Here is a 14,337-nt window from a genome sequence, read left to right as displayed (position 1 = left end):
CACTGACCTGCGCGTTCCTACCGTGTGGCGGCACGAGCACATCCCGCCGACCGCCTGGAAGTGGTGCACATGGCCCGCGCAGCAACCGCTCCCCCACCACCCACCGACCTCAAGCGCATCGTCGCCGCCAGCCTCATCGGGACCACGATCGAGTGGTACGACTTCTTCCTCTACGGGTCCGCCGCCGCGCTGGTCTTCAACAAGCTGTTCTTTCCCGGTTCCGATCCGCTCGTCGGGACCCTGCTGGCGTTCCTGACGTACGCGGTCGGGTTCGCCGCGCGGCCCGTCGGTGCGCTGGTCTTCGGGCACTTCGGCGACCGGCTGGGCCGGAAGAGACTGCTGGTGCTGAGCCTGCTGATGATGGGCGGGGCCACGTTCGCGATCGGGCTGCTGCCGACGCACGCCACGATCGGGACGGCGGCGCCGGTGCTGCTGACCGTGCTGCGGCTGGTCCAGGGGTTCGCGCTGGGCGGTGAGTGGGGCGGTGCGGTGCTGCTGGTGTCGGAGCACGGTGATGCGCGGCGGCGCGGGTTCTGGGCCTCCTGGCCGCAGACCGGCGCGCCCGCCGGGCAACTGCTGGCCACCGGCGTGCTCTCGCTGATGACGGCGCTGCTGCCGGCCACGGCGTTCGCCGCCTGGGGGTGGCGGGTGCCGTTCCTGCTCTCCGGTGTCCTGGTCCTGGTCGGGCTGTGGATGCGGCTGTCGGTGGACGAATCCCCCGTGTTCCGGGCGGCGTTGGCGCGTGCCGAGGCCCGCCGGACGGAGGGGGCGGCCACCCGCGCGGAGAAGCTGCCGCTGGTCGCCGTGCTCCGGCACCACTGGCGCGAGGTGCTGATCGCGATGGGCGCGCGGATGGCCGAGAACATCTCGTACTACGTCCTCACGGCGTTCGTGCTGGTCTACGCGACCTCGCACGCCGGGGTGGCGCAGCAGACCGCGCTGAACGCGGTGCTGATCGCCTCGGCGCTGCACTTCGCGGTGATCCCCGCCTGGGGCGCGCTGTCGGACCGGATCGGGCGCCGGCCGGTCTATCTACTGGGCGCGGCCGGCGTCGGCGCCTGGGCGTTCCCGTTCTTCGCGCTGGTGGACTCCGGCCGGTTCGGTCCGCTGCTGCTCGCCGTGGGCGTCGGGCTGTTCTTCCACGGGGCGATGTACGCGCCGCAGGCGGCCTTCTTCGCGGAGATGTTCGCGACCCGGATGCGGTATTCGGGCGCCTCGATCGGTGCCCAGTTCGCGTCGGTCGCCGCCGGTGCGCCGGCCCCGCTGATCGCGACCGCGCTGCTCGCCGACTTCGGCGGCCCGGCGCCGATCGCGCTGTACGTGGTCGCGGCCGCGCTGCTGACGCTGGTCGCGGTGGGCGCGGCCCGGGAGACCCGCAGCCGGGACCTGGCGGCGGTGGCGGAGGACGAGCCGCGGCCCGCCTCCGGGAAGACCGGCGACGGGCGGGAGATGAGGGTCTGATGTGCGGCGGGGGCGCGGCGGGCCGTGGGACGCTCCGGGAGACGGGGCAAGCTCGCCCGCCGCGCCCCCGCCGGACGTCAGGACCGCTCGGTCCTGCGCTTGATGGACTCCTTCGTGCCGCGGACGTTCTCCCCGGCGTCGTCCATGGTGTCCTTGGCCTTGCCCTTGGCCTCTTCCATCCGGCCTTCGGCCTTCAGGCGGTCGTCACCGGTGATCTTGCCGGTGGCCTGCTTGGCCTTGCCCTTGATCTTGTCCTTGGCGCCCTTGCCGGCCATGTCCAACTCCTTCGTGCGTGATCTGGGGCCCGTGGTCCGCGTAGGGGCCGGGAAGCCACGGGACGTGCGGAGCACTCGCGGAATGGAGGGCTCCGCATCCCAGGCTGCCGCACGGCCCACCGGTGCGCACCCGGAGCGACGGCCCCGTTACTCCTCCGTTTCGCACCCGCGCCCACCGGCGCGTCCGCGGTGCCGCTACCGCTCGCTCCCCTGCTCCACGGCGGCCGAGAGCTGGTGCAGCCGCAGCGCCAGCTGGAGTTCCAGGGCGCGCGCCGGGCTCTGCCAGTCGGGCCCCAGCAGCCGGCCCACCCGCTCCAGACGCTGCGCCACGGTGTTCACGTGAACGTGCAGCTCGTCCTTGGTGCGGCCGGGGCTCATCCCGCAGGCGAAGTACGCCCGCAGGGTGCGCAGCAGCTCCGTCCCACGGCGGGCGTCGTAGTCGGCGACCACCCCGAGCGTGCGGCGCACGAAGCCGTCGACGTCGCGGGTGTCGGCGAGCAGCAGTCCCAGGAAGCCGAAGTCGGCGGCGGCCGCGCCCTGACCGGCCCGGCCCAGCACCCGCAGCGCCTCCCGGCAGCGCCGGGCCTCGGCGTACGCGTCGGCGACCGCCGCGGGCCGTCCGGCCGGGGCCGGGACCGGAGCCGAGGCACCGACCGTGACCGGTACGTGGAGCGCGGCGCCCAGCCGGGCGGCGACCTCCCGTGCCCGGCCGGCCGGATCGCCGTCGGGCCCGAGCGGCAGCAGCAGGACGGCGCCGCCGTCGCGGACCGCGGCCAGCCCGTGCCGGGTGGCGGCGAGATGGGAGGCCGCCGACCACAGGCGCCGCCGGTCGCCGGCGGCGCCCTGGGCCGCGGGGGCGTCGACCCGGGCGGCCAGCACGACCTGCGGCGCGTCGAGGTCGGCACCGACCCGGGCCGCGCGTTCCCGCAGCAGCCGGGGGTCGCGCCCGGCGGCGTCCAGCAGGTCGTCCAACAGCTCGCCGCGGACCCGCTGTTCGGCCTCGCCCGCGGTCCGGCGGGCGAGCAGCAGCAGCGAGGTGACCACGGCGGCCCGCTCCAGGGTCCGCTGGTCGACCGGGTCCAGGGCCGGGTGGCCGCGCAGGACCAGCGCGCCGAGGACCTCCCCGCCCGCCGATACCGCGGCGACCCAGTCGGCACCGTCCCGTACCGCGTGCCCGTCGGCCCGGGACCGGTCCAGGGCGGCGGCCGGGGCGCCGGCGGGTTCGGTGAACTCCACGTCGCCGTGCAGCACTTCGGCCACCGCGGCCGCGACGTCCTGCACCCCGCCGCCGCGCAGCACCAGTTCCGTCAGCCGGTCGTGGATGTCCGAGGCGCGTTCGATGACCGCGCTGCGGTCACGGATGATCTCGTTGGCCGCTTCCAGTTCGGTCAGCGCCTTACGGGTCCCGGCGAGCAGGCGGGCGGTGTCGAGGGCGACCGCGGCGTGCGCCGCGTGGGCGGCGAGCAGGGCGATCTGGCCGGGCTCGAAGACCCGCTCGCGGCGGTCGGCGGCGAAGAGCACCCCGATGACGCCGCTGCCCAGCATCAGCGGCACGCCCAGGATCGCCACCAGGCCCTCGTCGCGGACGCCGGCGTCGATGGTGCCGGTGTGCCGGAACCGCTCGTCGTGGAAATAGCTGTCGGTCACGTACGGGCGGGCGGTCTGTGCGACCAGTCCGCCCAGTCCCTCGCCCATGCCGAGCCGCAGTTGCTGGAACCGCGCGGAGACCGAGCCGTCGGTGACCCGCATATAGGTGTCGCCGGCGGCGGGGTCGTGCAGGGTGAGGTAGGCGACCTCGGTGCCCAGGAGGGAGCGGGCCCGGCGCACGATGGCCCGCAGCACGGCGTCCAGGTCGCGCAGCCCCGCCAGGTCGTGTGCGGTGGCGTAGAGCGCGGACAGTTCGGCCTCGCGCCGCCGGCGGCCCTCCAGTTCGGTGCGTATCCGCAGGGCCTGGCGCTTGGCCCGCTCCAGGGCGGCGAGCCGGCCGGGCGCGGCACCCTCGGCACGGGCGCGCAGCACCGGCCGCTCGTAGTCCTCGGCGGGGGCGTCGGCGGTGAGCAGCGCGAGGAAGGGGGCCTCGGCCGGTTCGGTGGCGGGCGCGGAGGGGGACGGATCGGTGGGCATGGTCACAGGGATACCTTCGGGTCGTCGCCGTGCGCCAGGGGCTCCGGGGTCTCTTCCCTGCCGCCGGCTCGGCGTCCCTGGATCGTCAGTGCGCGGTCCAGCCGCCGTCCAGGGTGAGCGAGGCCCCCGTCACGAAGGACGCCTGCGGGGTGCAGAGGTAGGCGACGGCCTCGGCGACCTCCTCCGGTTCGAGCAGCCGCTTGAGGGCTGCGTCGGCGAGCAGGACGTCGGCCAGCACCCGCTCCTCGGGGATGCCGTGCGCGGCGGCCTGGTCGGCGATCTGCCGTTCGACGAGCGGGGTGCGGACGTAGCCGGGGTTGACGCAGTTGCTGGTGACGCCGTGCGGGGCGCCCTCCAGGGCGGCGGTCTTCGACAGGCCCTCCAGACCGTGTTTGGCCGCCACATAGGCGGACTTGAACGGTGAGGCCCGCAGCCCGTGCACCGACGAGATGTTCACGATCCGCCCCCACCCCCGCTCGTACATGTGGGGCAGGGCGCCGCGCAGCAGCCGGAAGGGCGCCTCCAGCATCACGGTCAGCACCTGGTGGAAGACCTCGGGCGGGAACTCCTCGATGGGGCGGACGAGTTGCAGTCCGGCGTTGTTGACCAGCAGGTCGGTGCCGGCCGCGGCCCGCTCGGCGGCGTCGAGGTCGGTCAGGTCCAGGACCTGCGGCTCGATGGTGCCGCCGGTGCCCTCGGGGAGGTCCGCGGCCAGTGCGGCCAGGCCGGCGGCGTCCCGGTCGACCGCCCGCACCGTGGCGCCGGCCGCCGCCAGCCGCAGGGCACAGGCGCGTCCGATGCCGCCGGCCGCGCCGGTGACGAGGGCGGTGCGGCCGCCGAGGTCGAGGGATACCGGGCCCGGGGTGCCGATCGTGGTCATGTCCGCACCTTAGGCACGGGCGGACCGGGCACCGATGTGCCGCGGCACCACAGTTCGCGGGCGGGAGATGGGGGCCGGCCACCCGGGTGGCGTGGCACGGACGGCAGCCGGGGAAGCGGACGGCGGGCGGTGCGCCGCGGTCCGGGCCCGGTGCCGGTGGGCGCGACGCGCCGGGTCACCTGATCGGCCGTCCCGGTTCGCCGCGCTTCCGCCGGGCTCCTAGCGTCGTACGACGCAGCGCGCCGCCTGCACCGCCGCCACGAGGGAGTCCCCATGCGCAGGCTGATCACCGTGCCGACCGTGCTGCTCGCGCTGGCCGCGGCGGGCTGCGCGGACGGGGACGACAGCGGGACCCGCTCGGCGTCGTCCACCGGTACCGGGCCCGGGCCGCAGCGCACCGGTGAGGGCTCACCGGGGGTGCCCGGCCAGCCGGTGAGCTGCGGGCGGCTGAAGGACGCGCTGGGCCAGGACGGGGACGTCGCGCTGTACGCGGACCCGACGGCAGCGGGCACGGTGCCGTGCACGCAGGCCCGGGACGTGATGACCGAGTTCTTCCTGCGGGCCCCGCGGGAGGCCGGTGACGACCGCGGCACGCTGTCCGTACGCGGCTGGTTCTGCCACTACGAGAGCGGGCCGACCGGCACCTGGATCTCGGCCTGCAGCAAGGACGAACGGGAGATGCACACGGAGGAGGCGGACGACCAGGACACCGGTCCGGACGGGCCGGACGAACCGGACGCCCCGGACGGCTCGCAGCTGCCCCCGCTGCCCGGTGATCCCTCCGCCCCGATGGACGACCCGTCGACGGAGGAGCTGTAGGCGGGCCGTGTCCCCTGGCGGGCCCCTTCTAGACCTCGTCCATCCCGTGGAACCACGTCGGGCCGGCCGCGACGGCCCGGCGGATGCGGGTCAGTGCGTACGCGTCCAGCTCCGGCAGGGCGTCCATGGCGAACCAGCCGACCTCCAGCGACTCGTCGTCGTTGACCCGGGCCTGGCCGCCGACCGCGCGGCAGCGCAGCGTCACGTCCATGAACTGGCAGATGTCGCCGTTGGGGTACTCCGTGGGCGGCATGGTCTCGACGAGGACCACCCCCTCGGGGACGACCCGTACCGCGGTCTCCTCGTAGACCTCGCGCACCGCGGTCTCGGCGGGCTGCTCACCGGGCTCGGGGATGCCGCCGATCACCGACCAGCCGCCGGTGTCGGCCCGCTTGCCCAGCAGGACCCGCCCGTCGTCGTCGAAGACGACCGCACTCACCCCGGGCAGCCACAGCAGCTGCCGGCCGATGGAGCTCCGGAGGTCACGGATGAATTCGGGTGTTGCCATGCTCCGACCCTACGGGACGACCCGGAGGGCTCCCCGATCCGGAAGCACGGCCCGCCCCGCACACCCCTGCCGCGCGCTCAGGCGCCCGCCGGGCTCCCCTTGCGCGGCCGCAGCCGGCCACGGACCGCCCGGACCGCGCCCTCGGCGTCGTCGACCGTGATCGTGAAGGTACGCCCGTCGCCGAGCCGGAGGACCACGGCCTCCCCACGGCGGACGACCACCGCCGTGCCCTGGTCCGGGCGCCAGCGGTAGCCCCAGCCGCCCCAGTGGCGGGGCGTGACCTGGGGCGCGAACTCGGCCCCCACGACGGTGTCGAGGGGGATCCGGCGGCGCGGCACACCGATGTGGCCGCAGCGCACCTCCAGGCATTCCTTGTCGACCCGCACCGCGACGTGGACGAAGGCGAGCGTGCCGAACAGCACCAGCAGGCCGACCGCGACACAGCCGACCACCGCCATCACCAGCGGCGCCAGACCGGAGGTCCAGCTGCTGTCGACGGCCAGCTCGATGCCGAGCGCCAGACAGGCCGCCCCGATCGCGGCCAGCAGCCACTGGACGCGGTTGGTGGCGCTGCCGTGCCAGACCTCGGGGATCTCCGCGTACGAGCCGCCGGGCACCCGCCCCGGCCCCGCGGGCCGGCCGGTGCCGTCGGTACCGCCGTCGGTACCGCCGTCCGTGCTGCCGTCTGCGCCGGGGGCTGCTGCCCCCTCGTGGGGGTGGTCCCTCATGAGACGCAGCGTACGCGTCTTCGCACGCTGCGGCAGGGTGTCGAACGCCCCGTTCAGCCGCTCAGCGCCCCGGCGGTGTCCGTACGGGACTGCGCCAGCAGCCGGCCCTCGGCGTAGGCGAGCGTGGCCGCGGGGAGCTCCGCCGTGCGGCCGCTGAGGAGCACGGTGAGTCCGCCGACCGGGGTGGCCGCGGGCGCCGGCTCGGCACCGATACGGCGCAGCGCCTGGGCGGCGACCGCCTCGGCCGAGCCGTGCAGGACGAGCGCCGGGGCGCCGGGCTGCTGGAGGGCGGCGCGGATGCGTTCGGCGACCAGCTCGTAGTGGGTGCAGCCCAGGACGACGGCCCGCACGTCGCGCGGGGTGCGGCCCGCGGCGACGGCGACGGCCGCGTCGATGGCGGCCTCGTCGGCCTGCTCCACCGCGTCGGCGAGCCCCGGGCAGGCGACGCCGGTGACGTCCACACCGCGCGCGAAGCGTTCGATCAGGTCCCGCTGGTAGGGGCTGCCGGTGGTGGCGGGGGTGGCCCAGATGGCGACCGGGCCGCCGCCGGTCGCGGCGGGCTTGATGGCCGGGACGGTGCCGATGACCGGGACGGCCGGTTCCAGTTCGGCGCGCAGCGCGGGCAGGGCATGGACGGACGCGGTGTTGCAGGCGACGATCAGCGCGTCGGGGCGGTGCGCGGCGGCCGCCCGGGCCACCGCGAGGGCGTGTGCCGTGACGTCCTCGGGCGTGCGCGGGCCCCAGGGCATGCCGTCGGGGTCGGAGGAGAGGATCAGATCGGCGTCCGGCCGCAGTCGCCGTACGGCCGCGGCCGCCGCGAGCAGGCCGGTTCCGGAGTCCATCAGCGCGATCTTCACCCGGACACTTTACCGGGCGGCGGGCCCCACTTGTCATACCGGCCCGGCGAGCGGGTGGCCCGGGTTCAGCAGGTGGCCCGGGTCCAGCGGGGTGGCCCGGGTCTCACGTCCCCCGGACGCGCCCGGTCCTGAGAGACACGTCGGTCCGGGCCCGTGCCGGGGACGTCCGGCGGCGGGGCGGTGCGGCAGACTGCGGCCGTGGGAGCGATGGAGTGGATCGGTGCCGGGTCGCTGCTGGCCTGGCTGTGGCTGCTGCTGGGCCAGGGCTTCTTCTGGCGGACCGACGTCCGGCTGCCGGAGCGGGGGGACCCGGACCGCTGGCCGTCGGTCGCGGTGGTGGTGCCGGCCCGGGACGAGGCCGCGGTGCTGCCGGTGAGCCTGCCCTCGCTGCTCGGCCAGAAGTACCCGGGCCGGGCGGAGGTGTTCCTGGTCGACGACGGCAGCGGCGACGGGACCGGTGCGCTGGCGCGGGAACTGGCGGCCGCGCGGGGCGGGCTGCCGCTGACCGTCACCTCGCCCGGGGAGCCGGGGCCGGGGTGGACCGGGAAGCTGTGGGCCCTCCGGCACGGGATCGCGCTCGCGCGGGAGCGGACCGCACCGGACTATCTCCTGCTGACCGACGCGGACATCGCCCACGCCCCGGACAGTCTGCGGGAGTTGGTGGCGGCGGCCCGGTCGGCGGACCTGGACCTGGTGTCCCAGATGGCGCGGCTGCGGGTGGTGACGTTCTGGGAGCGGCTGATCGTGCCGGCGTTCGTGTACTTCTTCGGGCAGCTGTATCCGTTCCGCCGGGTCAACCGGCCGGGGGCGCGGACCGCGGCGGCGGCCGGCGGCTGTGTGCTGCTGCGGCGGGAGGCGGCGGAGCGGGCGGGCGTCCCGGAGGCGATCCGGCACGCGGTGATCGACGACGTGACACTGGCGCGGGCGGTGAAGCGGTCGGGCGGCGCCGTCTGGCTGGGGCTGGCGGACCGGGTGGACAGCGTGCGGCCGTATCCGCGGCTGGCCGAGCTGTGGCGGATGGTCTCGCGCAGCGCGTACGCCCAGCTGCTGCACCGGCCGGAACTGCTGCTCGGCACGGTCCTGGGGCTGGCCCTGGTCTATCTGGCGCCGCCGGTGGCGCTGGTGGCGGGGCTGGCCGGCGGCGGGGCGCTGCTCGCGGCGCTGGGCGGGGCGGCCTGGGCGGTGATGTGCGGGACGTACCTGCCGATGCTGCGCTACTACGGTCAGCCGCTGTGGACCGCGCCCCTGCTGCCGTTCACGGCGCTGCTCTACCTCCTGATGACGGTGGACTCGGCGGTGCAGCACTACCGGGGGCGCGGCGCGGCCTGGAAGGGCCGGACGTACGGGGCGCCGTGAGCCGCGCCCGCCGGGGTGCGGTCACTTGCTGGCCGGGGACCAGTTGAGCCCCCAGCCGTAGGCGTGGTCGACAGTGCGCTGCGGGCTGACGCCGGGCTGGGGGACGAGGTAGCGGGCCTCACGCTGGACGACGAGTTCACCGCCGGTGCGGGTGATCAGGGCCAGTGCGCAGACGTTGGACGGGACCGTGCAGGCGTCGAGCGTGAAGTCGACGGGGGCGCCGTGCTGCGGCTGGAGGGTGACCGTCGCGTTCAGGCCCTCGAAGGTGCGGGCGCCGGCATAGACGGTGACGAAGATCAGGATGCGCTTGATGCGCGCCTGGTGGTCGAGGTTGATGGTCATGTTCTCGCCGGCCGCGACCGCGCCGGTGCGGTCGTCCCCGTCGAGCTGGATGTACGGCGGGGCGTGCAGGGCACCGAAGTTGTTGCCCAGCGGATGGATCACCCCCGCGGCGCCGTCGGTGAGTTCGTACAGCGCGCACAGGTCGAGGTCCAGCTCGCCGGACGGGGGCAGCAGGGCCCCGCGGGCGCCCATGGCCTGCATCGCCTTGCGGCCGAGCTTCTGGGTCAGCCGCTTGCCGGCGCTGCCGCCGCTCCAGTTGAGGTTCACCCGCATCACCCCGGAGGTGCCGCCCTGCTTCGTCAACGAGACGGCGGGAGCCTCCTTCGTGAGGGTGACTTTTGTCAGACGAACGGCAGGGGGCGCGGGAACCGGCGCGGGCTGCCCCGACGGGGGCGCCATTGACACCGCCGGTTGACCGGCCGGCAACGGGGGCGCGAACGCCGCGGGGGGCGGCGCGACGGGAGGCGCGGGCGCGGCGGCCGGGGGTGCGGCGGGCGGCGGAACGGCCGCCGTGGGGGCGGCCGGGGCGGCGGCCGGAGCCTGGTGCGGTTCCTCGACGCTGATGCCGAAGTCGGTGGCCAGACCGGCGAGTCCGCTGTCGTAGCCCTGCCCGACCGCGCGGAACTTCCACGCGCCCTGGCGCCGGTAGAGCTCCCCGAGCACGAACGCGGTCTCCGTGGTGGCGTCCCGGCTGTCGAACCGGGCGAGCTCGGCGCCGTCGGCCGCGTCCAGTACGCGGATGTGGAGCCCGGGGACGCTCCCGAAGGTGCCGCCGTCGGCGGAGGCGGCCAGCACCACCTTGTCGACGGCCGGCTCCACGGCGCCGAGGGTCACCGTCAGGCCGTCCGTCGAAGCACCGCCCGCGGCGTGCTTGCCCTCGTGGCGCACCGCGCCGGAGGCGTGCACGGGCTGGTTGTAGAAGACGAAGTCGCCGTCGTCGCGGACCTTTCCGGACGAAAGGAGGAGCGCGGAGGCGTCGACGTCCGGTGCGCCGGGGCCGGCCCGCCAGCCCAGTTCCACCCGTACCGCCGGGGCCGGGACCGGAACGTTGCCGCCTTTGGGCATCGACATGCTGCGCCTTCCTCTCGTCCGCCGTGCCGCGTGCGCGGTGGCACCCGTGGCGCCCCCCGTACGCGACCTTCCTCAACCTAACGTGCCCCGGACCGCGCCGAACGTCCGCCGTTCACCCGTGAGAAGCGAGGTCTTTACACGATTCCAACGGGCGATCGCGACCGATTTTCCCAAGTTCGCTCCCATTGGGGATCCATGGCCACTCCGCACACGTAAAACAACCTTCTTTTCAGGCTCCCCAATCGACACATCGTGGGCTTAACTTATGACGCATGACCTCCCCCCGCTCTACCTACGGCGGCGGCTACTACGCTTCGCCCTCCTTCCCCGACACCCCGATCTACGACAGCCTCGTGGCCGAGCGCGGCACACCGCAGATCGCGCCTATCAGGGTGAACCCCTCGCCCTACGACACGGGCTCGTCGTATTTGCCGGCGCTGCCCTCGGCGCTGCCGGCACTTCCGGCCGCTCCGTCCCACTCCTCGCCCGCGCAGGGCTACCCGGCCGCCTCCGCGCATCCGGTCGCCCCTCTGCAGCAGGCGCCGGCGCCCTACATCCCCCAGCAGGCGGGGTCCCGCGGCGGCTACCAGCCGCAGCAGGCGCCGCAACCCCAGCGCCCGGCACCGGGCATGGGCACGGGCTACGAGGCCATGCGGCCGGCCGCTCCGGTCGCGCCCCGGCCGGCCCCGGCGTACGACGATCCGTACGGCCGGCAGTATCCGCGCGGGTACTGACCCGGTCACCGGACCGGCTGTCAGAGGTGCCTGGCAGGATGGAACGCATGCTCAAGCCTGCGCTCCAGTCGATCCATCTCTATCCGGTCAAATCCATTGCGGGGTCCGGTCCCGGCGAGGCGGTCGTGGAGCCGTGGGGGCTCGCCGGGGACCGACGGTGGCTGCTGGTGGACGCCGAGCGCCGGCAGATCACCCAGCGGCAGCAGCCGACGCTGGCGTTGGCGCATGCCGAGGAGCTGCCGGGCGGCGGCCTGCGCCTCACCGCTCCCGGCAAGGAGCCGCTGACGGTTCAGGTGCCCGAGTACACCGGGACCCTCCCGGTGGAGGTCTGGCGGGACGTGGTCGAGGCGGTGCCCGCGGGCACCGCCGCCGCGGAGTGGTTCAGCGCGTATCTGGGCGTCGAGTGCCGGCTGATGTACCTCGACCTCCCGGAGAAGCGCCGGCCGGTCGATCCGAAGTACTCCGCCCCCGGGGACACGGTCAGCTTCGCGGACGGCTTCCCGCTGCTGCTGACCACGACGTCCTCGCTCGACGCCCTCAACTCCCTCATCGCGCAGGGCGACCACGCCGACGAGGGCCCCCTGCCCATGAACCGTTTCCGGCCCAATGTGGTGGTGGACGGCACGGCCCCCTGGGCGGAGGACGACTGGCACCGGGTCCGGATCGGCGAGGTGGTCTTCCAGATCGTCAAGCCCTGCTCCCGCTGTGTCGTCACGACCACCGACCAGCTCACCGCCGAGCGCGGCAAGGAACCGCTGCGTACCCTCGCGCGGCACCGCCGCTTCGGTGACCGTCTGGTCTTCGGCCAGAACCTGATACCCCGCGGGGTCGGCACGATCCGCGTCGGCGACCCGTTCGAGATACTCGACTGACGGGCCGGCAAAGGCCCCACCCGGCCGCGTCCGCCGCCGGCGCAGCGCGACGGGAGACAGAGAACTGCGTGTCGATGCCTGCGAACGACCCTGGGAGCGACCATCTCCTTCCCGTCCAGCAGCTGCGCCCCGGGGACCACGCCTTTGTGAGTTACGGCAATGACGAGGTGCGCTGGGACGTGGTCACGGCGTTCGTACGGCTCGGACTGGCCCGCGGCGAGAAGGTTCTGGTGCTGCCCTGCCCCGACGTGTCCGAGGAAGAGGTGCTGGCCCGCCTCGACTTCCCCAGCCGCAGCACGCTGCGCGCCCGCGAGCGCGGCCAGCTGGTGGTGAGCAGCATGCGCGAAGTCATCCGCCCTGACGCGGAGTTCACCGCCGCCCGCCAGATGGGCCGGCTGCACGCCGAGACGGACCGGGCGGCGGCCGAGGGGTACGCGGGGCTGCGGGCGTTCATCGACATGGGCTGGGTGGCCGCGCTCGGCGCCGGCGTCGAGGCGATGATGCACCGCGAGACCGGCGCCGAGGCACTGTTCACCGGCCGGCCCTACACCGAGATCTGCGCCTACGACCGCCGCCGGTTCGACCGCGCGGTGCTCACCGCCATGGAACGGGCGCATCCGCGCGCGCTGCTGGAGCGGCTGGGCAGCCTGCGCCGGGAGCGTGAGCCGGACGGCACGCTGCGCTTCATCGGTGAGGCGGACGCCGCCCAGCAGGACGCCTTCACCCGGGCGCTGCAGCTCGCGCTGGCGCACAGCGCGCCGGCCCGGCGGCTGACGGTGGATCTGACCGGGCTGCACTTCCTGTCGGTGAGCTGCGCCGTCGGCCTGCTCCTGCTGGTCCGCGGCGCGGTGGGCCACGATGTGGTCGAGGTGCGCTGCGACGGCGGGCAGCGCCGGATGCTGTGCCGGCTGGGCGGCGACGAGTTGCCGCGGCTGCTGTGGGAGGAGGTGGTACGGCCGTGGTGAACGCGGATCCGGCGGACCCGACCGAGGGGTCCGGCCGCCGGCTGCTCCAGCGGCGGTTCACCGCCCGGCTGCTGCCGCAGTTGCGGCTGCTGGTCGAGGAATGCGCCGCCCGGGAGGGCCTGTGCGAGCCCCGGCGGGGGGAGTTCGTGCTCGCCGTCGACGAGATCGCGGGCAACGCCGTGGAGCACGCGGGCGGCTCGGGACGGCTGGTGCTGCGCCGGATCGGCGACGAACTGGAGTGCCGGATCACCGATACCGGCCCCGGGTTCAGCGAGGCGGTGATCCCCGAGCTGCTGCCCGGTCTGGACGGCGCGCCGAAGGGGCGCGGGCTGTGGCTCGCGCGCCTGGTGGCGGACCGGTTCTCGGTGGCCTCGGGGCCGGCCGGGACGGGCATGCCGGGGGCCGAGGTGACCCTGGCCGTCCGTCTGCGCTGACCTCGCCGGCGCCGTACGGCGGGCCCGTGCCGCACGGCCGGAGCGCCCTGCTGCCCGCGGCCGGACGCCGTGCGCCGGGGGCGTGATGTCGCTCTCTCTTCGCACAACCCTCGCGTGGACCGCCCCTGATGCGGTATTCAACGGACACGAGAGGGGGCGACGATGCGCGCGATGACCGGAGTCTGGCGCTGGCGGCGCAATCCGCTGCGCCGCCGCACGGACCGGACCGAGGCCTGGGCGGCCCTCACGGCCGCGCTCCTGATCGTCCTCGCGGCTCCCCTGGCGGGCTGGTTCACCGGCCGGGCCGCGCACGGGGCCTTGCTGGAGACCGTACGGCTGCAGCACCAGCAGCGGTATCTGGTCCGGGTCAGCGTCGACCGGCTGGTCTCCCGCGCCCCGCTCGACCCCGACCCGGAGACGTCGTCGCAGCGCGATGCGCACCTCCGGGTCATCGCCCGCTGGACGGCCGTCGACGGTAGTGGGCACATCGGGCAGATCGCGGCGCCGCATCCGGTGGAGCCCGGCGAAGGGTTCCGGATCTGGACGGACGGCCGTGGGCGGGTGATGCCGCGCCCGATGGACGTGAGCACGGCCGGTACGCATGCGGTGCTGGCCGGTCTGGGCACCGCCGCCGCGGCCGGCGGACTGATCGAGGCCGGCCGGCGGCTGCTCGTCGGCCGGCTGATGGCGCGTCGCTTCCGCCGGTGGGACCAGGAGTGGGAGCGCGCGGGCCAGACCTGGGGCCGGGCGGACACCGGGAGTTGAGGCCCCGGGGCCGCGGCGGCTGACCAGCAGCTGACCGTGTCAACTGCCGCCCTCCGGGCGCGCTACGGTGGGGGCGCCAGCCTCCCGGCTGGGGCCCGGCGGACCCGAATGCGGACATCCGCGGACGGAGCGTGCCGGGCCGACAT

The 14,337-nt window shown here is 74.9% G+C and carries 15 protein-coding genes; 8 read left to right on the top strand and 7 right to left on the bottom strand.

The window, feature by feature from the left end; genetic code table 11:
* Positions 1 to 69: 69 nt before the first annotated feature.
* Entirely contained in the window at positions 70 to 1,461 is a 1,392-nt protein-coding gene (locus ACGF4C_RS11300) for an MFS transporter (RefSeq protein ID WP_393565272.1), read from the top strand.
* 77 nt (positions 1,462 to 1,538) lie between these two features.
* On the opposite strand, the gene ACGF4C_RS11295 is transcribed toward ACGF4C_RS11300, so the two are convergent.
* From ACGF4C_RS11295 to ACGF4C_RS11285, 3 genes are all read right to left on the bottom strand, one after another.
* Positions 1,539 to 1,736 (bottom strand): CsbD family protein, encoded by a 198-nt coding sequence (locus ACGF4C_RS11295; RefSeq protein WP_393565270.1) that lies wholly within the window; start codon positions 1,734 to 1,736, stop codon positions 1,539 to 1,541.
* Between the two features lie 195 nt (positions 1,737 to 1,931).
* Entirely contained in the window at positions 1,932 to 3,860 is a 1,929-nt protein-coding gene (locus ACGF4C_RS11290) for a helix-turn-helix domain-containing protein (protein WP_393565269.1), read from the bottom strand.
* Between the two features lie 85 nt (positions 3,861 to 3,945).
* Entirely contained in the window at positions 3,946 to 4,740 is a 795-nt protein-coding gene (locus tag ACGF4C_RS11285; protein WP_393565267.1) for a 3-hydroxybutyrate dehydrogenase, read from the bottom strand.
* 273 nt (positions 4,741 to 5,013) lie between these two features.
* Between ACGF4C_RS11285 and ACGF4C_RS11280 the strand changes: the two genes are divergently transcribed.
* Positions 5,014 to 5,559, top strand: coding sequence for a hypothetical protein (locus tag ACGF4C_RS11280; RefSeq protein WP_393565266.1), 546 nt, complete (start codon positions 5,014 to 5,016; stop codon positions 5,557 to 5,559).
* 28 nt (positions 5,560 to 5,587) lie between these two features.
* Here the strand turns inward: ACGF4C_RS11280 and ACGF4C_RS11275 are convergent, their stop codons facing one another.
* The 3 genes from ACGF4C_RS11275 to ACGF4C_RS11265 form a co-directional block, all read right to left on the bottom strand.
* A complete protein-coding gene (locus ACGF4C_RS11275) occupies positions 5,588 to 6,067 on the bottom strand; it encodes an NUDIX domain-containing protein (protein WP_030798510.1) in 480 nt (159 codons plus the stop codon).
* Positions 6,068 to 6,144: 77 nt separating this feature from the next.
* Positions 6,145 to 6,795: a hypothetical protein gene (locus tag ACGF4C_RS11270; protein ID WP_393565264.1), complete on the bottom strand. Its 651-nt coding sequence runs from the start codon at positions 6,793 to 6,795 to the stop codon at positions 6,145 to 6,147.
* 53 nt (positions 6,796 to 6,848) lie between these two features.
* The gene (locus tag ACGF4C_RS11265) at positions 6,849 to 7,652 is read right to left on the bottom strand and encodes a glutamate racemase (RefSeq protein ID WP_393565262.1); all 804 of its coding nucleotides are present in this window, start codon (positions 7,650 to 7,652) and stop codon (positions 6,849 to 6,851) included.
* 207 nt (positions 7,653 to 7,859) lie between these two features.
* On the opposite strand from ACGF4C_RS11265, the gene ACGF4C_RS11260 reads away from it, so the two are divergent.
* Entirely contained in the window at positions 7,860 to 9,008 is a 1,149-nt protein-coding gene (locus tag ACGF4C_RS11260) for a glycosyltransferase (RefSeq protein ID WP_393565472.1), read from the top strand.
* Positions 9,009 to 9,029: 21 nt separating this feature from the next.
* On the opposite strand, the gene ACGF4C_RS11255 is transcribed toward ACGF4C_RS11260, so the two are convergent.
* Positions 9,030 to 10,421, bottom strand: coding sequence for a TerD family protein (locus tag ACGF4C_RS11255; RefSeq protein WP_393565260.1), 1,392 nt, complete (start codon positions 10,419 to 10,421; stop codon positions 9,030 to 9,032).
* A 272-nt stretch (positions 10,422 to 10,693) separates the two neighbouring features.
* Between ACGF4C_RS11255 and ACGF4C_RS11250 the strand changes: the two genes are divergently transcribed.
* From ACGF4C_RS11250 to ACGF4C_RS11230, 5 genes are all read left to right on the top strand, one after another.
* Positions 10,694 to 11,155 carry a DUF6643 family protein gene (locus tag ACGF4C_RS11250; protein ID WP_362138019.1) on the top strand — a complete coding sequence of 154 codons (462 nt, stop codon included), beginning with the start codon at positions 10,694 to 10,696 and terminating at the stop codon, positions 11,153 to 11,155.
* Positions 11,156 to 11,202: 47 nt separating this feature from the next.
* The gene (locus tag ACGF4C_RS11245; protein ID WP_393565258.1) at positions 11,203 to 12,027 is read left to right on the top strand and encodes an MOSC domain-containing protein; all 825 of its coding nucleotides are present in this window, start codon (positions 11,203 to 11,205) and stop codon (positions 12,025 to 12,027) included.
* Between the two features lie 74 nt (positions 12,028 to 12,101).
* On the top strand, positions 12,102 to 12,992 hold the full coding sequence (locus ACGF4C_RS11240; RefSeq protein WP_393565256.1) for an MEDS domain-containing protein: 891 nt from the start codon (positions 12,102 to 12,104) through the stop codon (positions 12,990 to 12,992).
* Complete coding sequence (locus tag ACGF4C_RS11235; protein WP_201802381.1) at positions 12,986 to 13,426, top strand: ATP-binding protein; 441 nt, start codon at positions 12,986 to 12,988, stop codon at positions 13,424 to 13,426. Before ACGF4C_RS11240 ends, ACGF4C_RS11235 begins: the two co-directional genes overlap by 7 nt.
* Positions 13,427 to 13,597: 171 nt before the next feature.
* A complete protein-coding gene (locus ACGF4C_RS11230; protein WP_393565253.1) occupies positions 13,598 to 14,191 on the top strand; it encodes a hypothetical protein in 594 nt (197 codons plus the stop codon).
* Positions 14,192 to 14,337 lie beyond the last annotated feature (146 nt).

The sequence above is a fragment of the Streptomyces sp. NPDC048197 genome, from assembly GCF_043202395.1.
GTDB classification, from domain to species: Bacteria; Actinomycetota; Actinomycetes; order Streptomycetales; family Streptomycetaceae; genus Streptomyces; species Streptomyces siderophoricus.
The sequence above is the reverse complement of the archived record's forward strand: the minus strand, read 5'-3'. Positions and strand labels throughout refer to the sequence as shown.

Bases quoted from the DNA above. Each gene is read 5' to 3' on its own strand.
- ACGF4C_RS11300 (WP_393565272.1), top strand. From the start codon at position 70: ATGGCCCGCGCAGCAACCGCTCCCCCACCACCCACCGACCTCAAGCGC.
- ACGF4C_RS11295 (WP_393565270.1), bottom strand. From the start codon at position 1,736: ATGGCCGGCAAGGGCGCCAAGGACAAGATCAAGGGCAAGGCCAAGCAG.
- ACGF4C_RS11290 (WP_393565269.1), bottom strand. From the start codon at position 3,860: ATGCCCACCGATCCGTCCCCCTCCGCGCCCGCCACCGAACCGGCCGAG.
- ACGF4C_RS11285 (WP_393565267.1), bottom strand. From the start codon at position 4,740: ATGACCACGATCGGCACCCCGGGCCCGGTATCCCTCGACCTCGGCGGC.
- ACGF4C_RS11280 (WP_393565266.1), top strand. From the start codon at position 5,014: ATGCGCAGGCTGATCACCGTGCCGACCGTGCTGCTCGCGCTGGCCGCG.
- ACGF4C_RS11275 (WP_030798510.1), bottom strand. From the start codon at position 6,067: ATGGCAACACCCGAATTCATCCGTGACCTCCGGAGCTCCATCGGCCGG.
- ACGF4C_RS11270 (WP_393565264.1), bottom strand. From the start codon at position 6,795: ATGAGGGACCACCCCCACGAGGGGGCAGCAGCCCCCGGCGCAGACGGC.
- ACGF4C_RS11260 (WP_393565472.1), top strand. From the start codon at position 7,860: ATGGAGTGGATCGGTGCCGGGTCGCTGCTGGCCTGGCTGTGGCTGCTG.
- ACGF4C_RS11255 (WP_393565260.1), bottom strand. From the start codon at position 10,421: ATGTCGATGCCCAAAGGCGGCAACGTTCCGGTCCCGGCCCCGGCGGTA.
- ACGF4C_RS11250 (WP_362138019.1), top strand. From the start codon at position 10,694: ATGACCTCCCCCCGCTCTACCTACGGCGGCGGCTACTACGCTTCGCCC.
- ACGF4C_RS11245 (WP_393565258.1), top strand. From the start codon at position 11,203: ATGCTCAAGCCTGCGCTCCAGTCGATCCATCTCTATCCGGTCAAATCC.
- ACGF4C_RS11240 (WP_393565256.1), top strand. From the start codon at position 12,102: ATGCCTGCGAACGACCCTGGGAGCGACCATCTCCTTCCCGTCCAGCAG.
- ACGF4C_RS11230 (WP_393565253.1), top strand. From the start codon at position 13,598: ATGACCGGAGTCTGGCGCTGGCGGCGCAATCCGCTGCGCCGCCGCACG.